The sequence below is a fragment of the Sphingomonas sp. Leaf33 genome (genome assembly GCF_001421785.1).
In the GTDB taxonomy this organism is placed as follows: domain Bacteria; phylum Pseudomonadota; class Alphaproteobacteria; order Sphingomonadales; family Sphingomonadaceae; genus Sphingomonas.
On sequence record NZ_LMLB01000017.1, the window covers coordinates 241,948 to 260,468 of the forward strand.

Below are 18,521 nucleotides of genomic sequence, written 5' to 3' on the forward strand. Positions count from 1 at the left end.
CGGTTCGGCTTGCCGGGCGCATCTGTGCCGCGATCGGCTGGGCGCCCGACACCTTCTGGTCCGCCACGCTGGCCGAGGTCGCTGCGCTGTTCGGCGATCTCGTGGACAGCGGGTCCACACTCACATCCGCTGATCTGACGAAATTGATGGAGGCGCATCCCGATGGATGAGGAAATCGAACGGCTGGTCGTCAGCGTCCGGGCCGACACCGCCGCGTTCGCGCGCGATGTCGCCGATATGCGCATGAGCCTGGACGGGCCGATGGAGGCGGGCGCCGCGCGTGCCGGCCAGGCGGTCGAGGCGGGGCTGCTGCGCGCGGTCCGGACCGGCAAGCTGGGGTTCGAGGATCTGCGCCGCGTCGCCCTGTCGGTGCTGGGCGAGATCGCGGAAAGCGCGCTGAAGGCCGGCCTGTCCGCGATTGGCGGTGGCGGGCGCGGCGGCGGCGGGCTGGGTGCGGTGCTGGCGGGTGCGTTCGGCCTGCCGGGGCGCGCGACCGGCGGGCCGGTGTCGCCGGGTGCCGCCTATGTCGTCGGCGAGCGGGGTCCCGAACTGTTCGTGCCGACCAGCAGCGGTCGGGTGCTGGCCGATGCCGGTGCGCGCAGCGGGCCGGCGCGCGACGTGCGGGTGGCGATCACCATCGCCGCACCGGCGGGAAGCGGTGGTGGGGACGCACCGGCGATGCTGGCACGCTCGGGGCGGCAGGTCGCGCGCGCGGTGCGCGCCGCGCTGGAAGGGATGGACTGATGGCCTGCTGGTTTGCCGCCGCGCGTCCGACGGACGGGATCGAGAGCTTCATCCACCGGTTCGACCCGCGGTTCTGGACGGTCAATTTCCCGCGGCCGATGATGGCGAGCGTGGTGACGACCGACGACGACGCGCTGCGCGTCGATGCGGTCTTCTATCGCCGCAACGACCTGGCCGGGCTGATCTGGGAAGCCGAGGATCGCCACGACCACCCGCTGCTGGCGTACGAGACCGCGCGCGATTTCCGCGCCTGTCGTCTGCGGTTCCGCTGGCGCTCGGGCGGCATTCTGCCGCTGGACGCGGTCAACGGCCCGACGCTGACGATCGAGGGACGCGACGCCGCCGGCCACCCGCGCGCCTGGTACGTCCGGCTGTGGAACTATGCGGTCGGCACGCCAGAGGATGCGGTCGTGTCGATCGATTTCGCCGACGTCACGGGCGGCTTCCTGCTGCCTGGCGAAGGCGATCCGGTGTTCGCGGGCGATGTCGACCGGATGTTCGTGTCGCTGGTTCCGCCCGGATACAACGGCACCGATACCGTGCTGGATACCCCACGCGAGGCATGGGTCACGCTGAGCGGCATCGCGTGCGACGGTCCCGGCGCCGTCCTGTCGCTGGCCGACACGATCGTTCCGGCGCACGCCCTGGAGATCGCCAGCGGCTATGACGACAGCTATCACCTGACGCCCGCGCGGCTGCTGCGCAACGCGCTGCACCTGGGCTATCGCGGGGCGATCACCCACTATGTCGGGATGAGCCATTATTTCCGGCTCGCCTGGACCGGCGTCGCACATTCCGCGACGCTGGCGGGCGGTGCGCTGAACGTGGCCGCGCAGGCATGGCACCGCGATTTCGCGACCCGCGCGAAGAGGCACGGGTACGACCTGATCTGGTCGCTGTCGTACGAGCTGTTCGCCACGCACACACCCAAGGGTTGGCAGCAGCGCGCGTGGGACGGGTCGCCGGCCCGGACTGGCTGGGTACCGCCGTCGACGCTGCTGTCGCCGGCCAGCGCGGCGGCGATGACCTATCTGCAGGCGGTCGCGGTGGCGTTCGTCGGCATCGCGCAGGGCGCTGGCCTCGCCGTGCGATTCCAGGTCGGCGAGCCCTGGTGGTGGACGATGCCCGATGGGCGGCCGTGCCTGTACGATGCGGCGGCCTGGGCGACGTTCGGGCCGCTGATGGTGGAGGTCCCCTCGCTCAAGGGGCCGCTGACCGCGCCGCAGATCGCCCTGCTCGATGCGGCCGGTGTCGTGCTGGCAGGGTCGACCGCGGCGCTGACGGCGGCGGTGCGCGCGGCGGCACCGGGCGCGCAGACGCTGCTGCTTGCGTACCTGCCGACGATCCTCGACTCGCGTGCGCCGGAGGCCAAGCGCGCGAACCTGCCGGTCGGCTGGGCGAAGCCGGCGTTCGATGTGTTGCAGCTGGAGGATTACGACTGGTGTGCGAGCGCTAACCCGGCGGCGACCGCACGCGGGGTCGCGGCGGCACAGGCGCGGCTGGGCTACGCGCCGGGCGAGCAGCATTATTTCGCCGGCTTCGTCCTGCGGCCCGAGGATCGCGCGCAATGGAGCGCGATCGATGCCGCGGCGGTCCGGGCACGGGCGCGCGGTGTCGCGCGGACGATCGTCTGGGCGCTGCCACAGGTGATGCGCGACGGTTTCGTTCATTTCGATGGGGAGGACGGTGTGATCGCGTTCGACGACATACGCTTTCCGCTGGCGCTGGGCCGCGAGGTCGAGGTGGTGGCGGAACATTCGACCGCGATCGTCGCGAGTGCCGGCGGGCACGAGGCGCGCAATGCGGCGTGGGAACAGGCGCGCACGCGCTACGACGTGGGGCCGGGCGTGCGCAGCGAAGCGGACATCGCGCGGCTACTGGCCTTTTATCGCGCGCGGCTGGGGCCGGCGCGGGCGTTCCGCCTGCGCGATCCGTTCGACTGGCAGGGCGTCGTCGAGCGGCTGGGGACCGGTGACGGCACCCGTATGCGGTTCGCGCTGGTGAAGCGGTACGACGGCGTCGAGCGCCGGATCACGCGGCCGACGCCGGGGACGGTTACGGTGTTCGTGAACGGTGCCGCGACATCGGCCTTTACGCTGGAGGCGGGCGGCCATGTCGCGTTCGACGCGCCGCCGGCCGCGGCCGCGATCGTAACCGCCAGTTTCGAGTTCGACGTTCCCGTCCGCTTCGCCGCCGACAGCATGAGCGTCAACCGGGCGACCTTCCTGGCGGGCGAGGCGCCGTCGGTGCCGCTCGTCGAGGTGCGCGAGGCATGAGCTGGCTGGAAGAGCCGCTGACGACGCTGGCGCTGTGCTGGCGGGTCGAGCGGCGCGACGGCATCACGATCGGGCTGACCGCGCACGACCGCGACCTGGTCCTCGACGGCAATCTGTATCGTGCCGCGCCGGGGATGACCCCGTCCGCGATCCGCCGCGGCGACCCGGGGCAGGTCGACACGATGGATGTCGCGGGCGCGCTGACGAGCGGTGCGATCACCGAGGACGATCTGCTGGGCGGGCGGTGGGACGCGGCGCGCGTCGTCGTGCTGGCGGTGGACTGGACCGATCCGGCCAGTCGCGTGGTGCTGGGCGATGGCGTGCTGGGAGCGATCGAGACGACGGACGGGCGCTTTACCGCCGAGCTGCGTGGCAGCGGCGCGACGCTCGACCTGCCGGCGAGCGAGACGACCGCGCCCGAATGTCGCGCGGAGCTGGGCGACCGGCGGTGCCGCGTGGCGATGGCGTCGCGGCGCCAGATCGCGGCGGTGACCGGCGTCGGTGACGACTGGGTGACGTTCGATACGCCGCCCGCGGTCGCCGATGGCTGGACGGGCGGGCGGATCTGCTGGCTCGACGGGGCGAACAGCGGCCTCGAGGACGGCGTCGCGGCGTCCGACGGCACCGCGGTACGGATTTCGGGCGCGCCACGGTACCGGATCGCGGTCGGCGATCGCTGCGTCGTGACCGAGGGGTGCGACAAGAGCCTGGCGACCTGTGCCGGGCGGTTCGACAACGCGGTGAACTTTCGCGGCGAACCCTTCCTGCCGGGGATCGACCTGCTGACGCGGTATCCAGCGCCGTGAGCGGTGAGGACGCGGTGGCCCGCGCGCGGGCGGCGGTGGGGACGCCGTTCCGGCTGCATGGGCGCGATGCGCAGGGACTCGACTGCGTCGGGCTGGCGGCGCTGGCTTGGGGGCTGCCGGTGCCGACCGGGTACCGGATGCGGACGGGCGATCCGGCGGTGGTGAAGCGCAACGCGGCGGCGCTGGGTCTGGTCGAGGCGACCACGGCGCTCGCGGGCGACGTCGTGCTGTTCGCGAGCGGCCCCGGACAGCTGCATCTGGGCCTCGATAGCGGGGTGGGGCTGATCCACGCCGATGCCGTGCTGCGGCGCGTGGTCGAACGACCGGGGATCCCGCCGTGGCCGATCCTGGCGCGCTGGCGAAAGGAGGACTGACGATATGGCGACGGTGATCCTGACCGCGGTCGGTACCGCCTTTGGCGGGCCGGTCGGCGGTGCGGTGGGGGCGATGATCGGGCAGGCGGTTGATGCCCGCGTGCTTCGCGGCAAGGGGCGCGACGGGCCGCGGCTGACCGACCTGGCGGTGCAGGGATCGTCCTACGGCGCGCCGATCCCGCGGTTGTTCGGGACGATGCGCGTGGCGGGGACGGTGATCTGGTCGACCGAGCTGATCGAACACGCGACGCTCGAGGGCGGCGGCAAGCGCCAGACGGGGACGACGCGCTACAGCTATTCGGCATCGTTTGCCGTCGCCCTGTCGGCACGCCCGATCCTGTCGATCGGCCGGATCTGGGCCGACGGCAAGCTGCTGCGCGGCAGCGGCGGAGACTTCAAGACCGCGACCCGCTTCCGCCTCCACACCGGTGGCGAGTGGCAGGCGGTCGATCCGCTGATCGCCGCTGCGCAGGGGCTGGCGACGACACCGGCGTTCCGGGGTCTCGCGTACGCGGTGTTCGAGGATCTGGCGCTGGCCGATTTCGGCAACCGCATCCCGTCGCTGACCTTCGAGGTGACGGCGGACCCGCAGGCGGTCGAGTGCGCCGACATCCTGCGCGACCTGTCGGGCGGCGTCATCGGCGGCGCGACCGGGGTCGCGCTCAGGGGCTATGCCGGACAAGGCGACACGGTGCGCGCGCCGGCGGAGGTGCTGCTGCAGGTCGGCGGGGCGTGGCTGCGGCGCGACGGCGACCGGCTGATCGCCTGTTCGGGCAGCGGTACGGCGCGGGCGCTGGCGGATCGCGGGGCGGGACGGGGCGGCACGGGAAACCGGCGCTTCGCCGCCGCCGACCAGGCACCGCGCGCGATCACGCTGCAGCATCACGACCCCGCACGCGACTATCAGGTCGGGGTGCAGCGGATGCGGCGGGCGGGAAGTGGCGGGCGCGACCGCGCGATCGAACTGCCCGCCGCGGTCGAGGCACCGGTCGCCAAGGGGCTGGCGGCGGCGGCGCTGGCGCGGATGGACATCGAGCGCGAGCGGCGGACGCTCGCGCTCGACTGGCGCGCCCTGGACGTGGTGCCGGGCGACCGCGTGACGATCGTCGGCGAGGCCGGCCTGTGGCGGGTGACGCAAGCGACGCTGGAGGCGATGGTGCTGACGGTCGAACTGATCCGCATCGTCCGCCCCGCCACGGCACTGCCGGCGACATCGGGTGCGGTCGCCGCCGCGCCGGATACGGTCGTCGGCGCGACGATCCTCCACGCCTTCGAGATGCTGCCGCTCGACGACAGCCTGCCGAGCACGCCGCGGCTGATGGTCGCAGCCGCAGGCGCGGCACCGGGCTGGCGCTCGGCGGCGTTGCAGCTGAGCCTGGATGGCGGGACGACCTGGACGCCGCGCGGATCGACCGCGGCGCCGGCCGTGCTGGGCGTCGTCGGCGCAGCGCCGGGCGGCGGGGCGTCGACGCTCGAGGACCGGGCATCAAGCGTCGAGGTGATGCTGGCGCATGGCGGAATGACCTTGGCCGATGCCGAGGCCGCGGCACTGGCAAATGGCGCCAACCTCGCGCTCGTCGGTGACGAGCTGCTGCAATTCGGGTCGGCGGAGCGCCTAGACGACCGGCGCTGGCGGCTCGGGACCTTGTGGCGCGGGCGGCGGGGGACCGAATGGGCGATCGGGACGGCCGTGACCGGCGACCGCTTCGTGCTGCTCGATTCCGAAAGCCTGGTGGCGATCGACCTGCCCGTCGGCGCGATCGGGGCCACGGCGGTGGTGATGGCGAGCGGGGTCGGGGACGCGTCCGGCCCGGCCGAGGCGCGGGTCGTGGTGACCGGCGATTCCCTCGCCCCGCCGTCGCCGGTGCATCTCGCCCTGTGCGCCGATGCGGCGGGTGTCCCGCGTCTGCGCTGGGTGCGGCGCAGCCGGCAGGGGTGGCATTGGCCGGACGAGATCGGCACGCCGCTGGCAGAAGAGCGCGAAGCCTATCCGGTGCGCTTCGACGGCCGGGATGCGGCCACCGCGGGCGATGGCGGGATCGGGATCGAGATACCGGCGGGTGCGGCCGTGGCCGAAATCCGGCAGTCCGGCACGCATGTCCGCTCGCGTACGTCCACCATTCGGATCGACAGGGAGATTTCGCGATGACGGGAGAGATGACGGCACGGCTCGGCCTGCCGCTGCTGGTGCCGGGGCAGGCCCAGAAGGAGATGACCCATAACGAAGCGCTGACGCTGCTCGCGATCGCGGTCCAGCCGAGCGTCCTTGCGCTGGGCATGACCACGCCGCCGGCCGATCCGGCGACGGGGGCCTGCTGGATCGTCGGACCCGTGCCGACCGGGGCATGGGCGGGACAGGCGAATGCGATCGCGGGGTGGACGATCGGCGGCTGGCGATTCGTCCCGCCGCATTCCGGCTTCTCGGTCCATGTCGCACCGCTCGGCCGCCAGGCGACCTTTCGTTCCGGAACCTGGTCCATACAGCGGGAACCGGGGGCGATCGTCGCCCCGTCCGCCGGCGATGTGATTGATACGCAAGCGAGAACTGCGATCCGGGCGATCCTGGACGTCCTCCGGGATCAGGGACTGGTGGTGAAATAGATGTGACGTTTCTGCAACATTCCTCGCTTTTTGTCGGCTTGCGTGGAAACCATCGTCGCTTTAGTGTGTTTGCGCTGTCCGTAGTGACAACCAAGAAAGGGGAATTTATGCGGAAGTTTGCCGTCATAATGGCGCTTGCATCTACCGCGCTGGCCACTCCCGCTCTCGCCCGCGATGATTCGTGGTACGTGGGCGTTGAGGGCGGTGCGATGATCGTCGAAGATATCGACTTCGACATTCGTACCGCGGCTGGTGTAAACACCACCAACGCATCGACCGTCGATCACGACTATGGCTGGGACGTCGATGGCGTCATCGGTTACGATTTCGGCATGTTCCGTGCCGAAGCCGAAGTCGGGTATCGCCAGGCGACTCTCGATGGCTATCGTTCGACCGTCACCACTCCGGTGTATGGCCCGACCGGTGCCCTGACCAACTCGGCATCGGGTAACTTCGACTATGCCGGTGGCAAGACGTCGGCCCTGAGCTTCATGGTCAACGGCCTGCTCGACTTCGGTGACGACGACGGGATCCAGGGCTTCGTCGGCGGCGGCGTCGGTGTCGCTCGCGTCAAGGCCGACAGCTACGCGCTCAACACGCGTGGTGCGTTCCTCGACGACTCCGACACGGTGTTCGCATGGCAGGCTCTGGCCGGCATCCGCGCACCGCTCGGCGATCATGTGGACGCGACGCTGAAGTATCGCTTCTTCAACGCCGACGACGTTCGCCTGGTCGACGTCTCGGGTCGCACGTTCGACGGTCGTTATCGGTCGCACAGCCTGCTCGGCGGTCTGACCTATAACTTTGGTGGTCCGGAGGCTCCGCTGCCGCCGCCCCCGCCGCCGCCGCCGCCGCCGCCTCCGCCCCCGCCGCCCCCGCCGCCGCCTCCGGCGCCGGTGTGCACGCCTGGTCCGTACATCGTGTTCTTTGAGTGGGATCGCTCGGACATCACGCCGGAAGCAGCGGGCATCCTGGACAACGCCGTGTCGGCGTACCAGAGCTGTGGCAACGCGCAGGTCATGCTGGCCGGCCACGCCGACCGTTCGGGTTCGGCGAGCTACAACGTCGGCCTGTCGCAGCGCCGTGCGGACGCCGTCCGTACGTACCTGACCGGCCGTGGCATCGGCGACGGTGTGATCTCGAGCGAAGCGTTCGGCGAAAGCCGCCCGCGCGTCGAAACCGCCGATGGCGTCCGCGAGCTCCAGAACCGTCGCGTGGAAATCACCTACGGGCCTGGCTCGGGGATGTAATCCACTCGCCCGGTTTTCGGGAAAAGATCGGGGAGGTCGGAGCAATCCGGCCTCCCTTTTCTTTTGTGCGCGGCCTTTTTCTTCGTGCGCGGCGGGGGATCGCTGTCCGGCGCCGGCGCGGCGTCGATCCGTCGCGAACGGCGCCGGTTCCCGCCGCGGGAATACAAGTCTAGCGGTCCGGATTTCGGCGCGTCGGCCTGTGTGACGGGCAGCCGGTCCGGCATCGCGAGGTTACAGGCAGGGGACGAGGGACTACTCGACGCCGGGCCGATCAGGCGGCTGGACTGCGGCGCCTGGTTTGCCGCCCCACCGCTACGTTTCGACACACGGAAAGAGGTGACTTTCCGTATGACGGCACCCCGGTTCGGCTCGGTCGTTAATCGGTTTCCGACAAGCCTTTCCGTCCGGGCGGCGTCGTGTAGACTTGGGGCTCAATCGACGGGCTTCGGGACAATCGGGGAGGGGATGATGGCGTTTCGTGCATTCATGTCGGGACTGCTGGCCACCGCGACAGTGGTCGCGGCGCTGCCCGGCGCCGCATCCGCGCAGACGGCGCTGTCGGCCACCCGCCGCGCGCCGGCGCCGGCCGGATTTTCGCAGGAGCGCGCCGCCCGCATCGCGCAGATGTTGCAGGCCTATGTCGACCAGGGGCGATCGGCCGGTGGTGTCGTGCAGGTCATGCACGACGGGCGTGTCGTCTACACCGCGGCGATCGGCTGGCGTGACAAGGCAGCACGGGCCCCGATGCGGCAGGATACGATCTTCCGGATTGCGTCGCAGACCAAGGCGCTGACCAGCGTCGCGGTCCTGATGCTGATGGAGGAGGGCAAGCTGCTGTTGTCCGACCCGGTCGGCAAATATCTGCCCGAATGGTCGAAGACGACGGTTGCGGTGCCACGCGCGGGAGGTGACTATGACGTCGTGCCGGCGAAGCGGGCAATCACGATCCGCGACCTGCTGACCCATACCGCCGGCGTGTCCTATGGCACCGGGCCGGCCGAAAAGGCGTGGCGCGACGCCGGCATCTTCGGCTGGTATTTCGCCGACCGGCGCGAGCCCGTTGCCGATGTCGTGAAGCGGATGGCGGCGCTGCCGATGGCCGAGCAGCCGGGCGCCAGATTCGTCTACGGCTACAACACCGACATCCTGGGCGTCGTGGTCGTAAAGATCAGCGGGCAGACGCTGGAGGCGTTTCTGAACCGGCGGCTGATCCAGCCGCTGAACATGCGCGACACATCCTTCTACCTGCCCGAGCAGAAGGCGGACAGGCTGGTGACCGTTTATGGCGCTACGTCCGCCGGGGTCGAGGCCACGCCCGATCCGGGATCGTGGCGGCCCGAGGGCCATGTCGGGCAGGGGCATTATCTGCGTGGGCCGCGCGTCGCCTTTTCCGGCGGAGCGGGCCTGTTGTCGACCGCGGCGGACTATAGCCGGTTCCTTGAGATGCTCCGGCGTGGCGGCGAACTCGACGGGCGGCGCTATCTGGGGCGCAAGACGGTCGAACTGATGACCGCCGACCAGCTGGTCGATATCCCGATGTCGCCGGGGATGGGGTTCGGCCTCGGCTTCAGCATCCGGACCGACCTGGGCAAGGCGGGCGAGCCGGGGTCGGTCGGCGACTATGGCTGGGGCGGCGCGTACCACAGCAAATACTGGGTCGATCCGCACGAAAAGCTGACCGTCGTCTACATGACGCAGCTGCTGCCGGCGAATAACCTGGACGAAGACCGCAAGCTGCGGGCCTTGGTGTATCAGGCGCTGGACTGACGCCGGCTGCGGAACGGTTCCGCCTCAATGTTTGGGCGGGCGCAAGCCATAGAACGCCTGCGCACAGCCGGCGAACAGCCGGTCCTCGGTCAACTGCGTTCGCGCCGCCAGCCGTCGGGCGTCCTCCAGCCAGCGGGTATAGGAATCGCCCGACAAAGTAACGACCGGCCAGTCGCTGCCCCACATCAGCCGCTCGCCGAATGTGGTCGCCAGATGATCGATATAGGGCGCCAGGGCATCGGCGGATCGGCCGGCGGCCTGTTCGGTGCGCAGGCCCGACAGTTTGCAAAACACGCCCTGCGTCGCCAGCCGGGCGATGTCGACGCGCCACGGGTCGAGCGCACCGCGGGCGGCATCGGGCTTCGCGGCATGATCGATCACGACCGGCAGGTCGGGCCAGCGATCGACGAAGCGCGCCAGCATCGGCAGGTGGCGCGGCTGGATCAGCGCGTCCAGCCGCAGGCCATGATCGATCATCGCGCGGATCGCCGGCGCCAGCCGGTCGTCGAGCAGCCAGTCGGTATCCGCGATCGCCTGCAACATCGGACGCAGGCTGCGCAGGAGCGGATCGGCGGCCAGCGCGGCGATCCGGTCCGGGGCCGCGCGGTCGGCAAGATCGACCCAGCCGACGACCGCCTGCACCAGCGGCTCGCGCGCGGCGAGTGCCAGCATCCAGTCGGTGTCGCGCGCCGTCGGTTGCGACTGAACCAGAACGACGCCTGTCAGCGCCACGCCCGCGGTCGTGGCCTGCAGGTCCGCAGGCGCGAAATCGCGGTGAATGACGGCCTCTGCGGCCGTCGGCCATTGGTGGCCGGGCGTCGCCAGCGACCAGAAATGCAAGTGCGAATCGATCAGCATGGCGGGGCGGGTGATCCTGGGTCGGGTGGCGATCGTCTACACGATGTCGTCGTCGCGGCCACGACCCGCATTGCCGTTCCGCGCGGAGATTCCTAAGTCCGCAGGCGTGAACGATCCCGCGTCCCCCAACCGGTTCAACGAGGAAGCCGCCACCTACACGGTCCGCGGCAGCGACGCGCCCGACCTGGAGGCGGGCGTGGCGGCGATCCGCAACGTCGTGCAGACGCTGCCCGTCCGCCCCGGCGTCTACCGGATGCACGACGCCAAGGGCGAGGTGCTGTACGTCGGCAAGGCGCGCGCGCTGAAGAACCGCGTCACCAATTACACCCAGGTCGCGCGGCTGACGAAGCGCCTCCAGCGGATGGTGTCGCAGACGCGGTCGATGACCATCGTCACGACCAACAACGAGGCGGAGGCGCTGCTGCTGGAGGCGCAGCTGATCAAGCGCTATCGCCCGCCCTACAACGTCCTGCTGCGCGATGACAAAAGCTTCCCGTTCATCCTGCTACGCGCCGATCACGACTTTCCGCGCATCCAGAAACATCGCGGGGCGCGGCGAGCCAAGGGCAATTACTATGGCCCGTTTGCGTCGGCCGGCAGCGTCAACAACACGCTGAACGCGTTGCAGAAGCTGTTCCTGTTGCGCAGCTGTACCGACGGCTTCTTCAAGACCCGCGACCGGCCGTGCCTGCTGTATCAGATCAAGCGCTGCTCGGCGCCGTGCGTCGGGCGGATCGGCAAGACCGACTATGCCGAACTGGTCGAGGATTCCAAGAAATTCCTGGCCGGCAAGGCGACCGACGTCCAGGCGAAACTCGGCGCGCAGATGACCGCGGCGGCGGAGAGCATGGACTTCGAACTGGCCGCCATCCTGCGCGACCGGTTGCGCGCGCTGACCTTCATCCAGGGCAGCCAGTTCATCAATGCCGAAGGAGTCGGTGACGCCGACATCTTTGCGCTGGCGTGTCACGAAGGCGTGATGGGCATCCAGGCGTTCTTCATCCGCGGCGGCCAGAATTGGGGCCACCGCAGCTTCTTCCCCGCGCACACCGGTGAAGTCGCGGAGGAGGAGGTGCTGATGCAGTTCCTCGCGCAATTCTACGAGGACGTGCCGCCGGCGCGTGCGATCCTGCTCGACCGTGAGCTGCCGGAGGGCGAACTGCTTGCCGAGGCGCTGGGTGATGCCGCGGGCTACAAGGTCGCGCTGTCGGTGCCGCAGCGGGGGACGCGCAAGCGGTTGATGGAACAGGCCCAGCGCAACGCGCGCGAGGCGCTGGAGCGGCGGCTCGCCGAAAGCACGACGCAGGCGCGGCTCAACCGCGAGCTGGCCGAGCTGTTCGAACTGCCCGAGCCGCCCGACCGCATCGAGGTCTACGACAACAGTCATATCTCTGGCACTAGCGCGCTGGGGGCGATGGTCGTCGCCGGGCCGGAGGGCTTCCGCAAAGGCCAGTATCGCAAGTTCAACATCAAACAGGCCGCAACCGACGACGACTATGCGATGATGCGCGAGGTGCTGACCCGCCGCTTCGCGCGCGCGCTGGAGGAGGCGCCGGACCGCGACTCCGGCGAATGGCCCGACCTGGTCCTGCTCGACGGCGGGCGCGGTCAGTTGAACGCGGCAAAGGCGGTGCTGGAGGACCTGGGCATCGAGGACGTTTGCCTGGTCGGCGTCGCCAAGGGACCGCATCACGGCCGCGAGGGCCGCGAGGTGTTCCACATGATGGACGGCCGCGAACTGACGCTGCCGGTCAATTCGCCGCTGCTGTTCTATCTCCAGCGCCTGCGCGACGAAGTCCACCGCTTCGCGATCGGCGCGCACCGAGCGAAACGCACAAAGGCGATCGGCGCGAGCCCGTTGGACGAGGTGCCCGGCATCGGCCCCGCGCGCAAGAAGGCGCTGCTGATGCACTTCGGCACGGGCCGCGCGGTGCGCAACGCAAGCCTGGCGGACTTGCAGAAGGCGCCGGGTGTGAGCGCGGCGGTAGCGCAGCAGGTGTACGATTATTACCACGCCCGGTAGGCGCACCCGCGGATAGTGTAGCTAACCGCGAGACGTGTCGCCGGCCGGCGGGGCAGCGCCCGGTTCGACGACGCGGCTTCGCTGCGGCGGTGCGTTACCGCCAGCTTCGTCATTTCTTCACGCCCGGGCGCTACCGTCCCGCGCATGACCGCCGTTTTCCTGACCATCGACACCGAATTGATGTGGCGCCACCATGCCGCGGGCCTGCCGACCGCGGAGATCGTCCGCCGCTCGCTGGAGCCCGCCGGGGTCGGGGTCGCGTACCAGCTGGCGATGCTGCAGCGGCACGGGCTGAAGGCGACGTTCTTCGTCGATCCGATGCCCGCGCTGGTGTACGGCCGCGATCATGTCGCGCGGGTGGTGGACGCCATTCTGGTGGCGGGTCAGGAGGTGCAGTTGCACCTGCATCCCAATTGGACCGGTGCCGATGCCGCTGACCGCAGCGCCCATGCGCGGTTCGAGCTGATCGAATATTCGGCGACCGAGCAGCGCGCGTTGCTGGAGCAGGCGCGTGACCTGCTGGTCGCGGCCGGCGCGCCGGTGCCGGTCGCGTTTCGTGCAGGCAGCTATGCGGCGAACGACGACACGCTGGCGGCGCTGACCTCGCTCGGCTTTTCCTACGACAGCAGCCATAACGGCGCGCACCATCCCTGGCCGAGCGCGATCGGGCTGCCGGTGCGCCAGATCGCGCCGGTGGTGCGCGGCGGGCTGATCGAAGTGCCGGTGACCGTGATCGAGGACCGCGCCGGCGGCCTGCGGCATTTCCAGCTGTGTGCGCTGTCGGTGGGCGAGATGCGCGCCGCGCTCGACCATGCCGCCGCGCGGGACCATGCCGCGGTGACGATCGTCAGCCATGGCTTCGAGCTGGCGGCGCGGGCCGGCACCCATGCCAACGCCGTTCACGTGCGCCGCTTCGATGCGCTGTGTGCGCTGCTGGAGGCGCGCCGCGACGTGCTGCCGACTGCGCATTTCGCCGACCGCCCCCCGCTCAGGCTGACCGCGCAGGACGTGCCGCTCGGCCCCAGTGCCTGGCGGACCCGGTGGCGGCAGGCGGAGCAGCTGTGGTCGAACCTGATTGCGGAGCGCGCGGCATGAGCGTGGCGGCGCGGATACCGCTGAAGTTTCAGGTCGGGGCCCGGACGCTGTTCGCCCTGGATCGGCGATTGGTGCGCGTGCCGCTGTCGCTCCACGATGCGCTTGCCGATCGCCGGCCGACGCTGCCGCCGCTGGCGGGGGCGGACGGCTATCTCGTGACGTCGCTGCCCGAGGCGCAGGCGGCGGCAGTCGCGGTGGTCGGGCAGGGGATGCTGGTCGTCGAACGCCAGCGGTACACGCGCTATTATGTCGACCTGACGATCGGGGACGGCTGGTGGACCGGCCTGTCGTCGTCGACCCGATCGACTCTGAAGCGCAAGGCGAAGAAGGCGGGCGCGCTGACCGTGCATCGCTATCGCACGCCCGACGAGATGGCCGCGTTCCACGCCGTCGCCCGCGCGATCGCGGCCAAGACCTATCAGGAACGGCTGCTGGGGGCGGGGTTGCCCGACACCCCGGCATTCGTGGCGACGATGACCGCGCTGGCCGCGGCGGACGACGTGCGGGCGTGGACGCTCGACGTCGACGGGGTGCCCGCGGCGTATCTCTACTGCCCGGCGCGCGGGCAGGACGTGATCTATGAGTATGTCGGGCACGATCCGGCGTTCGGCGCACTGTCGGTCGGCACGCTGTTGCAGGTCGAGGCGTTGCGCGACCTGCTGGGCGAAGGACGGTTCGCGCGGTTCGACTTCACCGAAGGCGAGGGGCAGCACAAGCGGACGCTGTCCACCGGCGGCGTGGCGTGCGTCGACCTGCTGCTGCTGCGGCCGACGATGGCGAACCGAGCGGCGGTGGCGGCGCTGGGCACGTTCGATGGCGGCGTGGCGCTCGTGAAACGAGCGGTCGCTCGGGCGGGGCTGGAGAGCTTGGCGAAGAAGGTGCGGCGGGGCTGATCGCTTGACCTTCATCCGTTCGTGCTGAGCTTGTCGAAGCACCGCTGTTCTTCGTGCCGCAGTGTTGCCGGCAATAAAGAGCGGTGCTTCGACAAGCTCAGCACGAACGGGGAGAGTTTCGGGATAATACCCGCTAGGCTGAGCCTGATGCACCTGCGCGCCCCCTCCATCGTCCTGGCTGTCCGACCCCATGGCGAGCATGGCGCGATCGTGCGGGCGTTGACATCGGATGACGGGGTCCAGCCGGGCTATGTCCGCGGCGGCCACGGGCGGACGCTGCGGCCCGTGTTGCAACCCGCCAACACCATCTTGGGCGAATGGCGCGCGCGGACGCCCGATGCGCTGGCCAGCCTGACCGTCGAGCTGATCGCCAGCCGCGCCGCGCTGTACGGCGAACCGCTGGCTGCAGCGGCGCTCGACTGGGTGACCGCGCTGACCGCCGCGACGTTGCCGGAGGGGCAGGCTTACCCACAAGTCCATGCCGCTCTGTCCGGTGTCATCGACGCGGTGGAGGCAGCACCCGGCGCGCGGGGATGGGCGGTCGCGCTGGTGCGCTACGAACTGCTGCTGCTCGCCGAAATGGGCTTCGGGCTCGACCTGTCCGAATGCGTCGCAACCGGCGCGACCGAGGATCTGGCGTTCGTCAGCCCGAAGAGTGGCGGCGCGGTAAGCCGGGCGGCGGCGGTCGGCTATGAAGCGAAGCTGCTGCGCTGCCCGCCGTTCCTGCAAGGGCGCGGGTCGGGCGACTGGGCCGAGATTCTGGATGGCCTGGCGCTGACCGGGCGTTTTCTCGAGCGCGACCTGCTTCTGGGCCGTGCGGCCGAGGCGCTGGCCGCGCGCGAGCGGCTGGTGGCGCGGATGAAGCGCGCGATCGAATAATCCGCACGGCGCCACCTTGTCGAAGTGCTGCCCTTTCTTCTACCGACGCGGGGCAAGAAGGGCGGGGCCTCGTCAGGTCCGGCCCGAACGGGGGAAACTATGCCGCTGATCGCTCTGCTGCCCGGAGACGGGATAGGACCCGAAGTCGTCGCCGAAGCCCGACGTGTGCTGGAGGCGCTCGACCTCGACCTGACGTTCGAGAGCGCACCCGTCGGCGGCGCGGCGTATGAAGCGCTCGGGCATCCGCTGCCCGCCTCGACGCTCGATCTGGCGAAGCGGGCCGATGCGGTGCTGTTCGGCGCGGTCGGAGATGCGCGCTACGACAGTTTGGAGCGTGCGTTTCGTCCCGAACAGGCGATCCTGGGACTGCGCAAGGCGCTTGGCCTGTTCGCCAACCTGCGTCCGGCGAAGCTGTTCGCGGGGCTGGAGAACGCTTCCGCACTGAAGCCCGAAGTCGCCGGCGCGATCGACCTGGTCATCGTCCGCGAGCTGAACGGCGACGTCTATTTCGGTGAGAAGGGCCAGCGCAAGACGGCCGAGGGGCGTCGCGAAGGCTACGACATCATGTCGTACGACGAGGACCAGGTCCGCCGGATCGCGCACGTCGGTTTCCGGACCGCGCAGGGGCGGACGGCCAAGCTGTGTTCGGTCGACAAGGCCAACGTGCTCGAAACGTCGCAGCTGTGGCGCGACGTGGTGAACGAGGTCGCCGACGAATACCGCGATGTCACGCTCACCCATATGTATGTCGACAATGCCGCGATGCAGCTCGTGCGCAATCCCGGCCAGTTCGACACGATCGTGACCGGCAACCTGTTCGGCGACATCCTGTCCGACCAGGCGAGCATGTGCGCCGGGTCGATCGGGATGCTGCCGTCGGCGTCGCTCGATGGCCGGGGCAAGGGCATGTACGAACCGATCCACGGCTCCGCGCCCGATATCGCGGGCGAGGGCAAGGCCAACCCCTGCGCGACGATCCTGTCGGCGGCGATGCTGCTGCGTCATTCGCTCGACCGGGGCGAGGCGGCCGATCGCATCGAGGCCGCGGTGACCGCCGCGCTGGTCGCAGGCGCACGCACCGCTGACCTGGGCGGCACGCTATCGACCGCGGCGATGGGCGACGCGGTGCTGGCACGTCTGTGAGCGACTTGCTCGACATCGCCGTTGTCGTGCCGGTGTTCAACGAACGCGACAATGTCGCGGCGTTGGTCGCGAAGCTGGACCAGGCGCTGGTCGGGCACCGCTGGGAAGCCATCTTCGTCGACGACGATTCGCCCGACGGTACCGCCGATGTCGCCCGCGAGATCGCGCGGCTGGACGGGCGGGTGCGCGTCATCCAGCGGATCGGCCGTCGCGGACTGTCGTCGGCGTGCATCGAGGGGATGTGCGCGACCGCCGCGCCGGTGGTCGCGGTGATCGACGGCGACCTGCAGCATGACGAGACGCTGCTGCCCGGGATGCTGGCGGCGTTCCGCGAGGATGCGACGCTGGACGTCGTCGTCGGGTCGCGCTTCGTCGATGGCGGGGGTACGGGCGACTGGGACAGCGACCGTGTCGCCAAGTCGGCGCTGGCGACCAAGCTGTCTCGCCGCGTGCTGGCGCAGGACCTGAGCGACCCGATGTCGGGTTTCTTCGCGATCCGCGCCGACCTGCTGCGCGGCATGGCGCCCAAGCTGTCGGGGATCGGGTTCAAGATCCTGCTCGACATCATGACCGCCAGCCCGCGGCCGCTGCGGTTCCGCGAACTGCCCTATGTCTTTCGCATGCGCGAGGCGGGCGAGAGCAAGCTGGATCACGTCGTCGCGATGGAATATCTGATCGCGCTGTACGACCGGATGTTCGGCAAGGTCGTACCGGTGCGCTTCGCGATGTTCTCCGCCATCGGGGCGCTGGGGGCGGCGGTCCACCTGACGACCGTCTGGGTGTTCTTCCAGGCGCTGGGCCTCAACTTCATCGCCGCGACGATTGTCGCCACGCTGGTCGCGATGACCTTCAACTTCTTCCTGAACAACGCCCTGACGTACCGCGACCGGCGGCTGGTCGGCGCGAAGGCGCTGCTGCGCGGCTGGGTCAGCTTCTGCGTCGTCTGCTCGGTCGGCGGCGCGGCGAATGTCGGTGTCGCGTCGTTCCTGCACGAGGTGCAGCGCGGCGGCTGGGCGGCGTCGTCGCTGGCGGGGATCGTCGTCGCCGCGGTGTGGAATTTCGCGCTGAGCTCGCGGTTCACCTGGGGGCGGTACAAGTAAGAACGGCGGCGGGTCATCCCGCCGCCGCATCCTATCCTGTGCTGCGGCTCAGAACCGGAACCGCACGCCGCCGTAGAAGCGGCGGCCGTAGGTTTCCAGCAGCGTCCGGCGATATACGCTGTTCGCATTTTCCGCCCGCGTTGCGTCGGTCAGGTTGACGCCTTCGGCAAAGATCGAGACTTTGTCAGTCAGGTTGACGCTGGCCGATGCGTCGAGCTGGCCGAACGCCTCGCCGAATTCCGGATTATTGCCGCGGCCGAGTGCGGTGATGAGATAGTTCGAGCGCCAGTTGTACGACCCGCGCACGCTGAACACGCTGTCCTCGTAATAGGCCGACAGGTTGTAGCTGTGCCGCGACAAGCCCGGGAAGGGCAGCGCACCGCCGGTGAAGAAGTCGCGCCCGGCGTAGCCGGAATCCTTCGAGTAGGTGTAATTGGCGATCACGCCCATGTGGCGCAGCACCGGCACGTTCACGAAGTCGAACGCGACCTGTGCGCCGACTTCTGCGCCGTTGATCGTCACACGCTGCGCACCATTGACCGGCAGGGTGATGGCGTAGGTCACGCCGTCAACCACTTCGGGCTGCGTACGGTTTTCGATGAACGAGCTGATTTCCTTGCGGAAATAGGTCGCCGACAGGAAGCTGGTGCGGTTGATGTAATATTCGAACCCGGCGTCATACTGGCGGGCACGGAACGGCTGCAGTTCGGGG

At 69.7% G+C, this 18,521-nt stretch carries 17 protein-coding genes; 15 read left to right on the top strand and 2 right to left on the bottom strand.

The features are described 5' to 3' along the window. Positions 1–86: 86 nt before the first annotated feature. The 9 genes from ASE86_RS16565 (at position 87) to ASE86_RS14375 (ending at position 9,818) form a co-directional block, all read left to right on the top strand. Complete coding sequence (locus ASE86_RS16565) at positions 87–170, top strand: hypothetical protein (RefSeq protein ID WP_235524146.1); 84 nt, start codon at positions 87–89, stop codon at positions 168–170. Continuing rightward, a complete protein-coding gene (locus ASE86_RS14340) occupies positions 163–744 on the top strand; it encodes a hypothetical protein (RefSeq protein WP_056428393.1) in 582 nt (193 codons plus the stop codon). Before ASE86_RS16565 ends, ASE86_RS14340 begins: the two co-directional genes overlap by 8 nt. Then, entirely contained in the window at positions 744–3,020 is a 2,277-nt protein-coding gene (locus tag ASE86_RS14345; RefSeq protein ID WP_056428397.1) for a DUF2460 domain-containing protein, read from the top strand. The genes ASE86_RS14340 and ASE86_RS14345 overlap by 1 nt, the downstream gene beginning before the upstream one ends. After that, entirely contained in the window at positions 3,017–3,826 is an 810-nt protein-coding gene (locus ASE86_RS14350; RefSeq protein WP_056428400.1) for a DUF2163 domain-containing protein, read from the top strand. The genes ASE86_RS14345 and ASE86_RS14350 overlap by 4 nt, the downstream gene beginning before the upstream one ends. Next, positions 3,823–4,200, top strand: coding sequence for a hypothetical protein (locus tag ASE86_RS14355; protein WP_056428403.1), 378 nt, complete (start codon positions 3,823–3,825; stop codon positions 4,198–4,200). The genes ASE86_RS14350 and ASE86_RS14355 overlap by 4 nt, the downstream gene beginning before the upstream one ends. Before the next feature lie 4 nt (positions 4,201–4,204). After that, positions 4,205–6,349 carry a phage tail protein gene (locus ASE86_RS14360; protein ID WP_056428407.1) on the top strand — a complete coding sequence of 715 codons (2,145 nt, stop codon included), beginning with the start codon at positions 4,205–4,207 and terminating at the stop codon, positions 6,347–6,349. Then, positions 6,346–6,801 (top strand): DUF2793 domain-containing protein, encoded by a 456-nt coding sequence (locus tag ASE86_RS14365; RefSeq protein WP_056428410.1) that lies wholly within the window; start codon positions 6,346–6,348, stop codon positions 6,799–6,801. Before ASE86_RS14360 ends, ASE86_RS14365 begins: the two co-directional genes overlap by 4 nt. Positions 6,802–6,908: 107 nt before the next feature. Next, a complete protein-coding gene (locus tag ASE86_RS14370) occupies positions 6,909–8,051 on the top strand; it encodes an OmpA family protein (RefSeq protein WP_200911566.1) in 1,143 nt (380 codons plus the stop codon). A 465-nt stretch (positions 8,052–8,516) separates the two neighbouring features. Continuing rightward, positions 8,517–9,818 (top strand): serine hydrolase domain-containing protein, encoded by a 1,302-nt coding sequence (locus tag ASE86_RS14375; protein ID WP_056428411.1) that lies wholly within the window; start codon positions 8,517–8,519, stop codon positions 9,816–9,818. Positions 9,819–9,842: 24 nt separating this feature from the next. On the opposite strand, the gene ASE86_RS14380 is transcribed toward ASE86_RS14375, so the two are convergent. Continuing rightward, on the bottom strand, positions 9,843–10,676 hold the full coding sequence (locus ASE86_RS14380; protein WP_056428414.1) for an amidohydrolase family protein: 834 nt from the start codon (positions 10,674–10,676) through the stop codon (positions 9,843–9,845). A 106-nt stretch (positions 10,677–10,782) separates the two neighbouring features. Between ASE86_RS14380 and uvrC the strand changes: the two genes are divergently transcribed. The 6 genes from uvrC (at position 10,783) to ASE86_RS14410 (ending at position 17,809) form a co-directional block, all read left to right on the top strand. Continuing rightward, positions 10,783–12,699 (top strand): excinuclease ABC subunit UvrC, encoded by a 1,917-nt coding sequence (gene uvrC, locus ASE86_RS14385; RefSeq protein ID WP_200911567.1) that lies wholly within the window; start codon positions 10,783–10,785, stop codon positions 12,697–12,699. 144 nt (positions 12,700–12,843) lie between these two features. Then, entirely contained in the window at positions 12,844–13,794 is a 951-nt protein-coding gene (locus ASE86_RS14390) for a polysaccharide deacetylase family protein (RefSeq protein ID WP_056428418.1), read from the top strand. Next, positions 13,791–14,687: a GNAT family N-acetyltransferase gene (locus tag ASE86_RS14395; protein WP_200911562.1), complete on the top strand. Its 897-nt coding sequence runs from the start codon at positions 13,791–13,793 to the stop codon at positions 14,685–14,687. The genes ASE86_RS14390 and ASE86_RS14395 overlap by 4 nt, the downstream gene beginning before the upstream one ends. 147 nt (positions 14,688–14,834) lie before the next feature. After that, a complete protein-coding gene (gene recO, locus ASE86_RS14400; protein ID WP_056428420.1) occupies positions 14,835–15,566 on the top strand; it encodes a DNA repair protein RecO in 732 nt (243 codons plus the stop codon). A gap of 99 nt (positions 15,567–15,665) precedes the next feature. Beyond that, positions 15,666–16,709, top strand: a complete 1,044-nt coding sequence (gene leuB, locus ASE86_RS14405) for a 3-isopropylmalate dehydrogenase (protein WP_056428423.1) — start codon at positions 15,666–15,668, stop codon at positions 16,707–16,709. Then, complete coding sequence (locus tag ASE86_RS14410; RefSeq protein WP_056428426.1) at positions 16,706–17,809, top strand: glycosyltransferase; 1,104 nt, start codon at positions 16,706–16,708, stop codon at positions 17,807–17,809. Before leuB ends, ASE86_RS14410 begins: the two co-directional genes overlap by 4 nt. 48 nt (positions 17,810–17,857) lie before the next feature. Here ASE86_RS14410 and ASE86_RS16570 read toward each other — a convergent pair. Beyond that, positions 17,858–18,521, bottom strand: a 664-nt coding sequence (locus ASE86_RS16570; RefSeq protein WP_235524126.1) for a TonB-dependent receptor domain-containing protein, incomplete at its 5' end; no start/stop codon positions are given.

Bases quoted from the DNA above. Each gene is read 5' to 3' on its own strand.
- ASE86_RS14340 (WP_056428393.1), top strand. From the start codon at position 163: ATGGATGAGGAAATCGAACGGCTGGTCGTCAGCGTCCGGGCCGACACC.
- ASE86_RS14345 (WP_056428397.1), top strand. From the start codon at position 744: ATGGCCTGCTGGTTTGCCGCCGCGCGTCCGACGGACGGGATCGAGAGC.
- ASE86_RS14350 (WP_056428400.1), top strand. From the start codon at position 3,017: ATGAGCTGGCTGGAAGAGCCGCTGACGACGCTGGCGCTGTGCTGGCGG.
- ASE86_RS14360 (WP_056428407.1), top strand. From the start codon at position 4,205: ATGGCGACGGTGATCCTGACCGCGGTCGGTACCGCCTTTGGCGGGCCG.
- ASE86_RS14365 (WP_056428410.1), top strand. From the start codon at position 6,346: ATGACGGGAGAGATGACGGCACGGCTCGGCCTGCCGCTGCTGGTGCCG.
- ASE86_RS14370 (WP_200911566.1), top strand. From the start codon at position 6,909: ATGCGGAAGTTTGCCGTCATAATGGCGCTTGCATCTACCGCGCTGGCC.
- ASE86_RS14375 (WP_056428411.1), top strand. From the start codon at position 8,517: ATGATGGCGTTTCGTGCATTCATGTCGGGACTGCTGGCCACCGCGACA.
- ASE86_RS14380 (WP_056428414.1), bottom strand. From the start codon at position 10,676: ATGCTGATCGATTCGCACTTGCATTTCTGGTCGCTGGCGACGCCCGGC.
- ASE86_RS14390 (WP_056428418.1), top strand. From the start codon at position 12,844: ATGACCGCCGTTTTCCTGACCATCGACACCGAATTGATGTGGCGCCAC.
- ASE86_RS14395 (WP_200911562.1), top strand. From the start codon at position 13,791: ATGAGCGTGGCGGCGCGGATACCGCTGAAGTTTCAGGTCGGGGCCCGG.
- recO (WP_056428420.1), top strand. From the start codon at position 14,835: ATGCACCTGCGCGCCCCCTCCATCGTCCTGGCTGTCCGACCCCATGGC.
- leuB (WP_056428423.1), top strand. From the start codon at position 15,666: ATGCCGCTGATCGCTCTGCTGCCCGGAGACGGGATAGGACCCGAAGTC.